The organism is Vibrio diabolicus (assembly GCF_011801455.1).
Classification (GTDB): Bacteria; Pseudomonadota; Gammaproteobacteria; order Enterobacterales; family Vibrionaceae; genus Vibrio; species Vibrio diabolicus.
The window spans coordinates 1,360,646-1,374,682 of sequence record NZ_CP042451.1 but is presented as its reverse complement, the minus strand read 5'-3'; the positions used below and the strand labels follow the sequence as shown (position 1 = coordinate 1,374,682).

The following is a 14,037-nucleotide window of genomic DNA, read 5'->3' as shown; positions in this document are numbered from 1 at the left end:
TATGCGACCCAATTTAAACCATTGTGCCATAAACACAAAAGCTAAACTTTGAACCAAAACTGCCAAGCGTTGTGAATCCCTCTTAAACGCTTTGTTAAGTGCAATTTTTACCCACTTCAGCTGAACAAGTGATATCGATCGTAGGGCTCAACATAAGACAAACATGACAATGCTTTTCCACCGCCTCTTGAGCTGCTCGCAAAATGTCAGACTCCTTAAAACCACTGCCATTTACTGTAAAGTGTAAGTTTGCTGATTTATATAAACGAGGTTCTGATTCCGTTAGGGCGAAAGTAACCTTATTTTCTAGGCCTTTAACTTCAAAACCTTGATCTTGTAGTAACAAGACGACATCCGTAGCACTACATGAACCTAAAGCCGACAATAGAACTTCCGTTGGACAAGGGGCTGTCTCAATTGTAGCGTCAACATTAAACGTAAAGCCGCCTTCGGTTGACACTTTAAAACGACAATCACCATCCCATTTTATATTAATGCTCATACTTCCCTACTTTTTGATGTGACTTTCTCTGATTGCACTTAACGCCCTGTTAAGGTGTGAGCAACGCAATACCGATGCCGCCGCATACCACCTTAAACACTAAAACCAACGCATGGTGAAAATGCCACGCGTTGCGAATCACTCTTAAACAGATTGTTATGCATTTACACTACCGAAGACCGCTTTACTTCCCAGTACTTAAGCTCTGCATCATCAAATTTTTGTTCGAGCGCATCTAGGTCATGCTTGATTTTGAAATTTCGTTCGTCGTCAGTGATAGGAAGTAACCAAGCTACGTGAGCGTGGGAACTATTTAGAGGCATTATTTCCAAGTCCTCTCCAAATGGATACGGCAACGAAATTAGCCAGTTTTCACAGTTAGAACCCTCAAGCCAAGGCTCACCAATAGGCAAGGTATGGCCAAAACCCAAATTATGATTCGAATGGTAATAAGTTACCATTGCCAGCATTTCAACTAGACGATTTGACTCGATCGGTGATACGACAACAAACTCGTGAAGAGCTGAATCACTGGGTGTAATCTCTGATGCACCTACTGAGCAATACACCCACATATTAATTTGAGGGCCAGGTGCAAACCTGACAACCTGAAAATCGGGTACAATTTTCTTAATTGGCCCAAGCTCCCAAGACAATATCTCGAAATCATGACCTTCAAAGAACTCTGCGTAATGTTTAATAATCTTTTCTTTAGTAGACTTCATAATATCCTTGATGCATAACGCCGCGTTAAGTGGTGAACAACGCTAACCACCAAACCTAAGCCATTGTACCTTAAACACAAAATTCAACTTAAACTGAAATCGCCAAGCGTTGTGAATCCGCCTTAAACGCTTTGTTATAGCGCTTTACCGTTTACAAGTGACCAATGATGAGGCATTAATTCACGTATAGTTTTGAAAACCAATGCATTATCTGGAGTCGTAATAGCTGCTTTGACGTCCCCACCCCAGTGAACGAGGCGCTCTTGGCAAACTCCGCATGGTGACAAGATTAGAAACTCATCGTTCTCGCTTTCACGACATAGGCATAATGAGTGGGTCACTCGCTCATTGAGTTTATGAGCCTCTAAATAAGCTCCCACTTCCATACACAATGAAAGAGCATCATTTTTAGTATCAGGGGCAATACTTGTTAATATTTTTCCTGACTCAGTTCTAACAGCCGCAGCACCGCCCCACCCCGAAGAATATCGCGCACTTACTAGTTCTACTGCTGCTTGATAAAGCTCTTTTTCGATGTTATCCATGACCATCCATATTCAATTTTATCGAGCGCATATAACGCCCTGTTAAGGTGTGAGCAACGCAATACCGATGCTCCCGCATACCACCTTAAACACTAAAACCAACGCATGGTAAAAATGCCACGCGTTGCGAATCACTCTTAAACAGTTTGTTAGCTCACTTTTAGGTACCAATACGCCATTGAGGAGCAGCCCAATCTGTAGTCCAGTCTAACTTTTCTGACATGGCTGCAATTTGACCATACTCCTTGAAATATGCATCGACTATATCTGGCTCAGTTATATACAGTGCATTTTCTAAAGACATTGAAGCATTTTTAGTGAGGTTGAACGAACCTGTCCAAACACCATAAGGAGTAACTTTATAGTGTGTATGACCAAAAGAGTTCTGAATTTCTTGAACGTTTGCAAAAATGAGGAATTTATTATGCATTCTTGGAAATGCTGGCACCTTATCTCTGTTATGGTTTCCCACACACCTAACAGCATCAATAGTCGGATCTGACGCGACTGAGGCGCTACTTAGAATGTTACCAAACTCGTACCTCGTTAGATCACACTTAAGTGCATCATATTTCGAACGTAACTTTGACTTCCAATTCGTCCGGGAATATACATCCGGTCTGAGAAAATCTTCTTTTTGAACGACAATTTGTACATTTTTAACACACGCAAGCGTATCTAGTATTGCGTCACTGGTTAGCCAAGCTACGGCTCCAATAACTAAATCAGCATTGTTAATATGACCGATCAGATGCTTTTCTAAATCACGAAAGTAGACATTAATACCATTTGAAGAATGCATACTATTGTCAATGAACCCACTGTCGAAATTCCCATCATTATCTAACTGATATTCATTTAAATTCATTTTAACTTTTTTACCTTTAATGACTATGCTGATGAAAAGTGAGCTAACGCCCTGCTAAGGGGTGAGCAACGCAACACTGAAGCCGCCGCATACCGCCTTAATCACTAAAACCAACGCATGATAAAAATGCCACGCGTTGCGAATCCCTCTTGAGCAGTTTGTTAGTTTGCAAACCCAAGGAGTTGATTTTACGTTATTTTAAATTTTGAAAACAATAAGCTTTATGTGCTTTGATGCACTTAAGTCAGGCTTAGACTCAAAGCGGCAACTCAATGAAACCACTTGGAACAAACAACGTGGCAGAAACCGAACTCACAACACCAAAAAACGCTTTTGGAAAACCAATCTCACAGTGCGGACTTTCAACAAAGCCACTGAAACCACGTGAACTTTCCACACCAAAGAAAGCGTCATTTCAGCGAGTAGATCGGCTTTTATACCAACAAACTCAACGAGCAGAGTTTCAGCGAAAAAGTTCAACTCAGTTAACCCAAAAGTCGCCGCACCAAAGAACAAATCAACCGTTGAAACGATACCAATTTTGGATTTTCACCACGCTAGTTAACACTAAAATTGAAAGCCAATACGACAACTTAAACTTTGAGCTTTTACCACTAGATCTTGCGATATAGCTGCGTTTTTTCTCTTGCAAACTAACGCCGCGTTAAGGTGCGAGCAACGCAATACAGAAGCCTCTGCAATGCACCGTAATCACTTAACCCAACGCATATCAAAAATGCCACGCGTTGTGAGTCGCTCTTGAACGCTTTGTTATGTGTATTTATACATTTCTATATCTTTACCGTGCTGAAAATAGCCCCAAATTCTAACACCACACTCTGTGAGAGATATTTTAGCATTTTGCTCTTTACATATAGCAATGACCTTATCCCTATGATCTCGAACTTCTGGTTCCAGCAAAACGCCTCTTGAATGAGAGATACGAGCATCAATATCAATAAAATGTATCGCTCGAAAGTTTCCCCATATTTGTGCCAGTTCACTGGTATATTGATAGCTAGAGTCACTTTCCGGCCATGTTGACCCGTCAATGTAGGTAACTCGGTAGCTTAGTAGCTCATCGATATCGCTCAACGCTGCAAGCAAATTGTTCCACTTAGTGTTATTCATAACACCAAAAAGACCATTACTATCAATTAGTTTAATGATATTTGACTTTAAATCTAAACGCATAAATTCCCAATACACATAACGCCCAATTAAGGGGTGAACAACGCCTTCCCCCAAACCTAAAGCATTGTGCCATAAACACTAAATTTGAAGTAGAAGCAAAAATGCCGAGCGTTGTGAATCCCTCTTAAATTGCTTGTTATGTGGTGTTTGACGCCGGAAGCTCAACTGTCAGCATAAACAAAGTTCATGTCAAATGACTCTGCTTCAACATCAATTACAAAAGTACATGATTCCCATGAAGTTTGACCGCTTTTTATCTGCTCTTCCCTCAATTGAACTAGAACCTTTAATAGTTTTGTATTGGCTACACCGCCACCAGTAAACCAATGAACATTCCCACTTTCATCTACATAATCAAACTCAAATAAACACGTATCACCAACTTCGGGTAAGGCTGCTTTCATTATTATCTGTTTCGAGTTCTCTGGAGATATATCAAACAATATTTGCCCCAATTGTTGATAGAAACTTTCATCAGTCATCTAAGTTACCTCAATTGAAATCTACACTATTACGTGCCACCACATAACGCCCAATTAAGGTGTGAGGCACGCAATACCTATGCCGCCGCATACCGCCCTAATCACTAAAATTCACGCATAGCAAAAATGCCACGCGTGCCGAATCACACTTAAATTGTTTGTTATAAAGCGGACTCTACGTTAAACGCCTTTTCTAACCACAACGAGCTAATATACTGTCCATGTTTCTTGGCATACTCATTGAAAACACCTACTTCTCTGAAACCAAACCGTTTATGTAATGCCACTGATGCATCGTTTGGTAATGCAACACCCGACAATACACGATGGACGCCATAAGCACGAATGGATGAAAACAACTGAGTATATAGCTTAGAACCTAAACCTTTCCCTTTGGCCTCTTGTGCCAGATAAACGGTCACTTCCACAGTGTCGTCAAAAGCTGAAATAGCTCTGTACTGTTGGGAACATGCAAAACCTAGCAACACGTCGTTTTCTACGGCCACATATAGTTGATGTTTGGTAGTGCTAGAGAACTGAGAGAACCATTCCTGACGATTTTCCAGAGTAAATGGAAATTCCTCAAAGCGTGCATTGGTATGTTCAATATAAAAGTTAAAGATGTCGGTAATGCCAGCAACATCTTCAAATTTACCTGTTCGAATTTCCACGAAATGTCCTTTTTCTTCGAGCTTTATAACGCCGCATTAAGGTGTGAGCGACGCTTGGCTATACTTGAGCGAAGCGAAAACGCCAAGCGTTGCGAATCACTCTTAAATGCTTTGTTATGTTGAAACATTATCCCTGGGCTTTTTATCTTCCATAAACAAAGTTAAGAAATTAGTACATAAGTACATAACAATAGATGCAACTTTAAAAGCACCAGCAGCCTCAGAAGATACATAATTAATTAGATAGAATAATCCAATGATAGAAAAAGCATCACCAACTAACTTAAATAGGTTACTAAAAATCATGGCAGACTTAACCATGTGTTCTTTATATGTACTTCGAAATAATTTCAACATTACGCTAGAAACGGCCACTGGTAGAGAAATAGAAAGCCACCAAATAGCCTGCTCTAAATCGTCACTTTCAATATTAGCGATAGACACACATACAAGTATTCCAGCAATGGAAACACCAGCCATTCCAAAGGGAGGTAATACTTCACTTGAATTAGGTTTACTCACTGTTTTATAACCTTCTTTCATAAGTTCAACATAACGCCTTGCTAAGGTGTGAGTAACGCAATACAAAAGCTACCGCACAGCGCCTTAATCACCATAAGCCACCGCAAAGTAAAAATGCCACGCGTTACGAATCACTCTTAAGCAATTTGTTAGTACATGCGCTACTTCTATTTATGCGCTCCAAGATATTGAAAAGTGGCATGATATGAAAGGCTTTGAACGCTGAAGTGAGACGGGCAGCTACAAAACTTAAACTCGGTTAAGAGACGAGAGCTGGCTAGAAGAAAAACGTACTGAACTCCCCTACTTTTACTGACTTCAAATTAGAAAAGGATTCGATCCTCGCACTTCAACAGCAACACCAAAGGAAGACAATGCTGACTTAGTAAAAGCCACGAAAAAGAAGAAGCACCAAAGAAATAGGCTAAGAGTTAGAAACCGTAAACGGTGAAATCAAAGCAAACACTCCGCATATAGTGCCACCGGAAAGAACGTGAAAGGTACAAACTGAAAGGTGTAAAGACGAGCGCAAAAACAGATAAACACCAAAACTTATGACCTTTGATGCCAACCCGTACTAACGCCTTGTTAAGGTGTGAGGCACGCAATACCGAAGCTTCCGCATAACACCTTAACCACTAAAACCAACGCATAATAAAAATGCCACGCGTGCCGAATCACTCTTGAACAATTTGTTATACGAATTTCTTCAGTGCCAACACTTGCTGTTCGAATAACTCACAATCTGACTTTGAGTATGACTTGGCGACATTAACCCATTGAACGCCCGTTTCATCTATGTGGCGAAACTCGACTTGAAGTGCATATTTAGAGCAACGAAGAAGAACAAAGACCAAACCTACGACCGTCAGACTAAGAACTAAAACTAGTAGCCATTGTGGTACCTCTTCCAACCTTGGAATAACTAACCAAACTGCCCCTGAAAAAACACACACCCAGAATAAAACTTGACCTAAATTATCAAGAAAACTTAACTTTTTAACCCTAACATTGTTTATCTTAGACAAAGGATATGAGTCTTTCTTAAACCTGAACTCTTTTGAATCCAAGTTAAAATCAGTACTTTTGTACATAATTTCCCTCTATTCGTATAACGCCGCGTTAAGTGGTGAGCAACGCTACCACCTTACTTCAAACATTGTGCCGTAACCACTAAAGCCGAGGCAAACCGAAAATGCCAAGCGTTGTGAATCCGTCTTAAACGCTTTGTTAGGCTATTTTGTATTGCGCACCCATTTGTCACTATCTTCTTTTGAACGTGTAATTTTTTTGATCTAGAAAGCTCATTAACTGCCTTAGTGAAATCCGACTTCGACAAACCAAGTTTGTTTTGAAATTCTGAATCTAAAAAGGTTGGATACTTTAGGGCTGCATATATTTTTGCTTCAGGTGAACTAGTCATTGCTTTAGTGATTACTGTCTGATTGCATACCTGCTGAGCCCTAACTTGATTTTGTACCCATTGAGCTTTTGCATGCTTACCTTCACCTTTCGCTAGATCTTTCCGAGCCACGAACCGTCCTTCAAATTTAAGATCTGACGATATTTTTATAATTAGAAGCTTATTAAAGTTCCCAGCACGTTTCACTTTTACTTCTTCTGTCCTCTTTTCAGGAGAAATAGTTTTTATTTCAATGAAATCGTTTCCTAACTTTCCGTCTGAGCCTTGGGTGTGTGGTTTGTGTCTCTTTACACCATACTTAATTTCAGCATATAACTCACCTAATTCACCCCAGATTTGTAAATAGCGACTTGTATGCTTGAAATATAATCTAGCGCTTTCCACTAAATTTATAAAAACCTCAATTAATTCAGGGTTAGCTTCAAACTGCTCTGTATCGTGAGCGTTGTCTATAGTTTCCCACTCTTCAGAAGAAAAGCCTAAATCTTCCAAGACAATTTCATATGGGTTGTATCCGCAAGCTGCTGCTTCAGCTATCTGATCAGCGCTGTAGCCTTGGGCTTGCATATCATATAAATGTTCCCAATCACTCATTTTCAATCCTCATTAGATACAACTACATCAAATAGCCTAACGCTCTGTTAAGGGGTGAGCAACGCAATACCAAAGCCGCAGCATACCACCTGAAACACTAAAACCAACGCATAGTGAAAATGCCACGCGTTGCGAATCCCTCTTGAACAGTTTGTTATGCGTTACTTTCCCTCTGACAGCACAGAAATTCTTTGTAAATCTGTGCTTGGAAAATCAGGATCTACATACACGTACATACGACTTATTAATTTTCCACTAAATTCAAATACACTACAAAAACGACCAGTGGATACATTGTTGTCCGGCCAGGAAGTACCGTCACTCATTACACCTCCTTCCTGTCCTTCAACAATTACCTTGTTTCCAGATGTTGTTATTTGAAAACCGTCTATGTCGTGCCAGATACTGTTCAATGAGCTACCAATTCTATTACCAAACTCCACTAAGGCACTCTTTCCTTTCGCCTGTCCAAATTTAGGAAAGAAAAAATCAACATCCTCTGAAAATAGATCCAGATAACTAGGATCACCTGCATCTACTTTCTCGAAATACTTAACCACTAGCTCAACTAAATCGTCTTTTTCCATAATTATTCTTACATCCATAATACTCTGACGCATAACGCCCTGTTAAGGTGTGAGCAACGCAATACCGATGCCGCCGCATACCACCTTAATCACTTACACCAACGCATGATGAAAATGCCACGCGTTGCGAATCACTCTTGAACAGTTTGTTAGTATTCAGACCCAACCTGTTACACCGAACTTAGAAAGAAGTCTTACTTATCAGTTCTCTATCGTCTTGACACCACAGTTTTCACAGATCGTATGTCGAGAAAACTCATCCATAGAAGCTAAAAATGGGCCAACTGCCCAACCTTTGATTAACCCTGCAATAAACTCTTTACGCTTTTGATGTTTTACACCAGCAAAAGGACTAGGGTTCCTAATCAATACGGTGATATGTTTGGATTTAATGTTGCAAGCAGAACACTGATATTTGTCTATCTGATGAAGCACTAATTTTCCTCCTGAATACTAACGCCCTGTTAAGGGGTGAACAACGCTACCCCCCAGCCTAAACCATTGTGCCGTAAACACTAAAGCCAATTCAAACCAAAACCGCCAAGCGTTGTGAATCCCTCTTGAACAGTTTGTTAGTTGCCAAGACTAAGGCTTTAACTTGAAGTTGATTACAGCTTTGCCAACACCCATATTTAGTATTTTGAGGGACTTAAATCAGGCGCAGTTTAAAAGCGCCTGTCATTGAAACCACTTGGAATTTACAACGCCGTAGAAAACGGACTTTGAACACCAAACAAACCTTTTTGAACGACAATGCAGCAGAGCAGACTTTCAACATATAAATCGGTTTCTGAAATAGAAAATCCAACCACAAAAGAAACCAACGATCGATTTTCACAAACCCAAACAACTAGAAATTGAAATACGAAAACCCAGCCAAAAACACATGGACATTAGCCCTAAATATTCTGCTTTAGGTACATTTTTCCTCGTTGGCAACTAACGCCCTGTTAAGGGGGGTGCACAAAAAAACTTAAACCAATAATATCAACAACTTAAACCAACCACACCATCATCAAAAATTCAACATGTAGCACATGTGTAGCATATTGATTAAACCTACCTTACTTTAATCCTGCAAATTTTTAAGCCATTGCTAACTAGAAAATGTGCGACTTGAGATTGATAAGAGGCCGTAGCGGCCTCTTTAAAAGATTCATACTCTCGATATGTGGCAGTATGTATACTTATTAAACTACTCCTGAGAAAACTCATCCTTGGACAAATTATCTGGTTGTTTTATCTCCCAAATACACCCTATTAGCTAGAACTCTTTCACAAACATCAGCGTTCTTTTGCTTTAATTTTCTATCGTTTACTTGCAGAAGCTTTAACATGAGCGTCAACCAATACAATGTCCGAGGCTTTACCACTTTCTTTTATATGTTGATCTCGAATAGCTTGTATTCTAGCGAGTTTTTTACCCAGTGAACCGACATCAATAATCAGAAAGACACCAATATCTGTATCATCTGCTTTCTTGTAGATTTCTAGTTGTTTTTCGTAACCATGTTCCACAGCTCCTTTTGATAGTTTTACCTCTACAACGACCTTAGCCTTATGGCCTTGAGAAACCTTGAAATCAACAGGCCCATTACCGGCATCAGCTTCAGGAGTAAGATCTAAATCATTTGCCTTGCAATAACTAGATGCAACAGCAAACAATAAACGCTGTGCGGCTTTTTCTTTACACGGCCTTTCATCTTCAGTCCACAAACACTTCCAAAGCCCTTTATTTTCAACAAGATCTTGGAACTGCTGAATAATCTGGTCGACGACCTCTTTAACCTCTTTTATACCCAGCTTTCTACCTTTATACATGGATAAATCAAAAGGGTGTTGCCCACTGACTTCACTCATTACCCTAGTCCAACGAACTTCACCGTTTCGGTCATCTTTAAAGTTATACGGCTCTGGGTCTACTGCTCGGAGCATATTAAGAACCTCTTGAAAAGCGTCCTTACTTTTCATTGCGCGCTCTTTCATTATCTGTTTCTGCTTCCTAGTCATCGTTGCCCAAACTTCACCAAGTTGAGCATTAACCCTGTCACGCAACTCTTCATTCTCTCGAGTTACTCTAGAGATATCACTCCAATCACTAGCAATTGGTAAATCTCTTACTATATCTGTTGGAACCATTAATAGAGGCTTTTCAGTAAATGGGTTAATTAACAGCTCTAACGTTCTCCCATCCAGCTCTATAATTGCTGGCTTTAGACCCAATTCTGAAATTTTACGTGTATTGAACTCAATTAAGTCCTCAAGAATGATGTTCGTTGTCATATCGCTGATACGATCGGGACCAACTCCTTCCTCAAATAAAGCAAGAGCCATAAATAAGTCAGGGTCATCAACACCAAGCTTAACAATCTGTGATGCAGCTTCAAGCGTTGTTTCAATAAGGTCTTTGCCGAACCCAGAACCACTTGTCCCCGATGCATACCCGAGACAAGTCCAGCCTATCTCAGAGAACTTAAACTTTTTTTTAGCTGCTTTCCAAGCTACATCATCCACTTTTTTGGATGCTGAAAGAAGCTTTATAATCTGCTCAAAACGTTCTCGATAGCTATCGCTTGCGCCAACCGACATTTCCTTGTGCTGACTGTCTGGAAGCAGCATAGGATCAATGAATAAGAGTGTGTCGCTGTTTAATACGACATCTACTACCCCTGCCTCATCTACATCTTGGGGAGACAAATTGAAGTGCTGTGAAAGTGTGAGTGGTTCCTTAATTGTGCCCATAATTCATTCACCTAGATAAATTTAAAAATCATCAATATAAATCATGTTGCACTTGGTAAATGTGAGCTAAACGACAACTATATATGGATATTTGAAACTCAAAGTGGATTTGTCATAGTTGCGCCAGTACCGCTCAGACTTGGCTTCTGAAAAGCCCCAGCATAAATTTTATGGCCTAAGGTCCAAAAGCTAGTGCATTCTAAATTCATTTAAATAAAACAAGTGATACCATTCCTATCAATAATTTAGAACGCAGAGAAAAACATGAATAAAACTTGGCTTGTATACGTTGGCAAGGGCCCTAAAAACGCGATTCTCGCTAACTATCTACTAGGAATGGAAAATAAGACTTGGGGGTTTGAAAAGGAAACTGATGATTTCTGGAACATCAAAGCTGGTGATACTATAGTATTCGCCCATCACATGTCTTGGCCCAAAGCTGAAAAAGGGCCAGCCCCTGGTTGGTTCCCCAAGTTCTGTCCAAATGCAGAAGATTTTCTTTGTGACATCAGTGAAATGATCATAACTCAAGTAACTAAAGGAGCCTACAAGACGACGGCGAAACTTTGGTCAGACAAAACTTATCCATATAGATTCGAGTTTGATATAAAGGAAAAACTCAAAGATGTTCAGATAAGACCCGATAAGTCAGACATAAAAGTTGGAAATGCCATTGCCATCTCCATTGCTGGAGGAAGTAGAATCGTTCCGTTAGATAGCCCATTGAAACAACCAAAACCTAAAGGCAAACCTAAACCTTACAGCCTCAAATATATCAACGATGAGCAGGGTTCAGAAGAGGGGAAGGTATATTTCACTCATCATAAAAAGAGAGAACGTGACCCTAATGTTTCAAAAAATAAGAAACAAAAAGTCCTAGCAGACACAGGCGATTTACGGTGTGAAGTTTGCGACTTTTCATTCTTCAAAACGTACGGTAATAGAGGAAAAGAGTTTGCTGAATGTCATCATAAAAACCCTCTCTCAGACCTATCCGATACCGACACAACACTCACGAAACTTGAGGATTTAGCAATAGTTTGTGCTAACTGTCACCGCATGATACACAGGTATAAACCATGGCTCGAGTTGGATGAAATTAAGGATATTTTCAATGAGCAAAAGCATCAATAAATTGACCGAGGCACTCGAACAATTTGCAAAGAAAAGAGACTGGGACAAATTTCATTCCCCAAAAAATCTAGTGATGGCGCTATCTGGAGAGGTTGGGGAACTTACAGAGTTGTTCCAATGGCTTACCGAAGAGGAGAGCCAGAACCTTACAGAAAAACAAAAAGCGAGGGCCAAAGAGGAGTTAGCAGATGTATTTTTGTACTTACTTCGCCTCTCCGACAAAACAGGTGTTAACCTAATAGATGCAGCATATGAAAAAATCTCCATCAATGAAGCAAAATATCCGATTGAGAAAAGCTACGGAAGTGCGAAGAAATATACCGATTTCGATTAGAAGCAGAATAAGCCTTCGCTTGGGTCGTGACCTTTCATTACTGTATACCCTAAATCTTACTAATCATTACTCTGCACTTGTCAAATTAGTTGTATAAGGGAGAGAGCTAAGATGAGCCTGCTATAACTCGCAGGCTTTAAGATAGACAACTTTGAATGGATTCACTCTAGCTATCAAATTAAGGCTTTGGTGAAGCTTTAGAAGATTGACTTTCTAAAGTGTGTAGACAACAGCTGAATACGGACAGAAACATTACAAAATGTAATAACACTCCCACCAATTCAATTAAAGCCTTAATTTTCAACAATTAACTTAAAGTTCGCCTATCTGGTAATTTCAATACATGGTATAAAAGTTCTTTATCAGCTTTGCGAGGCCCCAATGGGACGATTAACATCAGAAGAAGAGTACGAGTATAATAAGAGAGTAAGCCGATTTGTTTCCGCTTACCGGAAAAGTAGAGGCCAACATTCTTTTTCTCCGCAAAATATTTTTGCTCTGGCTGCTCAATACGGTCTTTCCAATAATAATTCCAATAAGCCTATCGATACAAAGACGCTATCAGCCTTATTAAAAAGGCAACATCCTCGAGTAATTTCTGCGGAAGAGTGGCGTCGAACACGCACTATACGCTTTTACGATTACCTACTGCGCCATGGCACCTCGCCTAAAGACGCAAAAAAGTATCTTTCTGAACGATTTTCTAGTGACGATCATCATGTAACGGTATCTTCAATAACAAAAGTTTTAAACAGAAATGGAAGAGTGACCTACTCGCCCAAGTCAAAAGCAATAGCAATTACCAAAAATGCACAAAGGATATTTGAGTCAGGTCAGACTATACACGAACTCATCAAAGAAACTGACAGCACGGTTCAAGAACTTAAAAAGTACATCAAAAGTGTCAAACCTGAACTTTTTAGAGCTATGACTGATAGTTGGTTCGATACTACTCGTACCATATTTTTTCGTGATCTAGAAAAGCTTACCCCAGAAAACTGTCAGCTATGGGGATTGATTTGGGCTGATGGCTCAATTTCTGATAATTCCCACTGCTCTATCAGACTCAACATAAATGATAGAGCATACTTAGAAGAGATCGCTCAATCGCTGACTCTTGGAACTAATCTTCCTAGCGTATACGAAATTGATCGTTCCAGAGGAAAGGGATATTCACTAACTAATCAAGTCGAGCTAACCATTACCAGTCAAAAATTTTGCACTTTTTTGCGCCAGCTAGGGAAACCAGCAAATTCTCTAGCCACAGAAACCAAACTACCCATAGGGTTTGAAGATTGGCCAAAGCTTTGTCAATTTGCCTTTTTACGAGGTTTTTTTGAGGGTGATGGCTCAATTACATACAACCCGAGGAACGGCCATTACAACATATTTTTTGCTCTTGATAGCAGAATAGCATTTCAACTCAAAACTTGGCTTGATAAAACACTTAAAGCTAATACTCATTTGCGAGATGATAAGTCAATAAAAAGACTATCAGTTTCGACTACGCGATATGTCGTTGCTTTGTGTTTGTGGATGGAGCGTGCGTCTACTATCAATTTAAAAAGAAAAACGACTCTGATGAAAAACGCATATCATCATATACACGGAAAATATGGCTTACATCATGAAGGGTTTGAACAAGTTAAAACACTTACAGATGATCATTTTTTAGACATGATTAATACACTAATAGCCTAACTCTGTGCGGACA

The 14,037-nt window shown here is 39.8% G+C and carries 16 protein-coding genes; 3 read left to right on the top strand and 13 right to left on the bottom strand.

Translation table 11 applies throughout. The features are described 5' to 3' along the window. Positions 1-94: 94 nt before the first annotated feature. The 13 genes from FR741_RS06510 to FR741_RS06420 form a co-directional block, all read right to left on the bottom strand. Entirely contained in the window at positions 95-502 is a 408-nt protein-coding gene (locus FR741_RS06510) for an OsmC family protein (RefSeq protein ID WP_025625187.1), read from the bottom strand. A gap of 164 nt (positions 503-666) precedes the next feature. Continuing rightward, a complete protein-coding gene (locus tag FR741_RS06500; protein ID WP_167426461.1) occupies positions 667-1,227 on the bottom strand; it encodes a suppressor of fused domain protein in 561 nt (186 codons plus the stop codon). Positions 1,228-1,361: 134 nt separating this feature from the next. After that, on the bottom strand, positions 1,362-1,772 hold the full coding sequence (locus tag FR741_RS06495) for a cytidine deaminase (RefSeq protein WP_167426460.1): 411 nt from the start codon (positions 1,770-1,772) through the stop codon (positions 1,362-1,364). A gap of 160 nt (positions 1,773-1,932) precedes the next feature. Continuing rightward, positions 1,933-2,640: a phospholipase D-like domain-containing protein gene (locus tag FR741_RS06485; protein WP_167426459.1), complete on the bottom strand. Its 708-nt coding sequence runs from the start codon at positions 2,638-2,640 to the stop codon at positions 1,933-1,935. Between the two features lie 771 nt (positions 2,641-3,411). After that, positions 3,412-3,834: a DUF6678 family protein gene (locus tag FR741_RS06475; RefSeq protein WP_049877648.1), complete on the bottom strand. Its 423-nt coding sequence runs from the start codon at positions 3,832-3,834 to the stop codon at positions 3,412-3,414. 161 nt (positions 3,835-3,995) lie between these two features. Then, on the bottom strand, positions 3,996-4,316 hold the full coding sequence (locus FR741_RS06470; RefSeq protein ID WP_140307512.1) for a hypothetical protein: 321 nt from the start codon (positions 4,314-4,316) through the stop codon (positions 3,996-3,998). 161 nt (positions 4,317-4,477) lie between these two features. Beyond that, positions 4,478-4,987, bottom strand: coding sequence for a GNAT family N-acetyltransferase (locus FR741_RS06465; RefSeq protein ID WP_167426458.1), 510 nt, complete (start codon positions 4,985-4,987; stop codon positions 4,478-4,480). 114 nt (positions 4,988-5,101) lie between these two features. Beyond that, the gene (locus tag FR741_RS06460) at positions 5,102-5,530 is read right to left on the bottom strand and encodes a hypothetical protein (protein ID WP_167426457.1); all 429 of its coding nucleotides are present in this window, start codon (positions 5,528-5,530) and stop codon (positions 5,102-5,104) included. Positions 5,531-6,204: 674 nt separating this feature from the next. Next, positions 6,205-6,603 (bottom strand): DUF6232 family protein, encoded by a 399-nt coding sequence (locus tag FR741_RS06445; RefSeq protein WP_167426456.1) that lies wholly within the window; start codon positions 6,601-6,603, stop codon positions 6,205-6,207. 53 nt (positions 6,604-6,656) lie between these two features. Further along, positions 6,657-7,526, bottom strand: a complete 870-nt coding sequence (locus tag FR741_RS06440; RefSeq protein ID WP_233059796.1) for a hypothetical protein — start codon at positions 7,524-7,526, stop codon at positions 6,657-6,659. A gap of 161 nt (positions 7,527-7,687) precedes the next feature. Next, a complete protein-coding gene (locus FR741_RS06430) occupies positions 7,688-8,113 on the bottom strand; it encodes a nuclear transport factor 2 family protein (RefSeq protein WP_167426455.1) in 426 nt (141 codons plus the stop codon). A gap of 201 nt (positions 8,114-8,314) precedes the next feature. Further along, positions 8,315-8,548, bottom strand: a complete 234-nt coding sequence (locus FR741_RS06425; protein ID WP_167426454.1) for a hypothetical protein — start codon at positions 8,546-8,548, stop codon at positions 8,315-8,317. An 873-nt stretch (positions 8,549-9,421) separates the two neighbouring features. Next, complete coding sequence (locus tag FR741_RS06420; RefSeq protein WP_069490629.1) at positions 9,422-10,855, bottom strand: hypothetical protein; 1,434 nt, start codon at positions 10,853-10,855, stop codon at positions 9,422-9,424. A gap of 264 nt (positions 10,856-11,119) precedes the next feature. Here FR741_RS06420 and FR741_RS06415 point away from each other — a divergent pair, with 264 nt between their 5' ends. The 3 genes from FR741_RS06415 (at position 11,120) to FR741_RS06405 (ending at position 14,024) form a co-directional block, all read left to right on the top strand. Next, positions 11,120-11,989 (top strand): HNH endonuclease, encoded by an 870-nt coding sequence (locus tag FR741_RS06415; RefSeq protein ID WP_139150425.1) that lies wholly within the window; start codon positions 11,120-11,122, stop codon positions 11,987-11,989. Then, a complete protein-coding gene (locus FR741_RS06410; protein WP_140358705.1) occupies positions 11,970-12,323 on the top strand; it encodes a nucleotide pyrophosphohydrolase in 354 nt (117 codons plus the stop codon). The genes FR741_RS06415 and FR741_RS06410 overlap by 20 nt, the downstream gene beginning before the upstream one ends. Before the next feature lie 381 nt (positions 12,324-12,704). Continuing rightward, on the top strand, positions 12,705-14,024 hold the full coding sequence (locus FR741_RS06405; RefSeq protein ID WP_069490634.1) for an LAGLIDADG family homing endonuclease: 1,320 nt from the start codon (positions 12,705-12,707) through the stop codon (positions 14,022-14,024). The last annotated feature ends 13 nt before the right edge of the window (positions 14,025-14,037 follow it).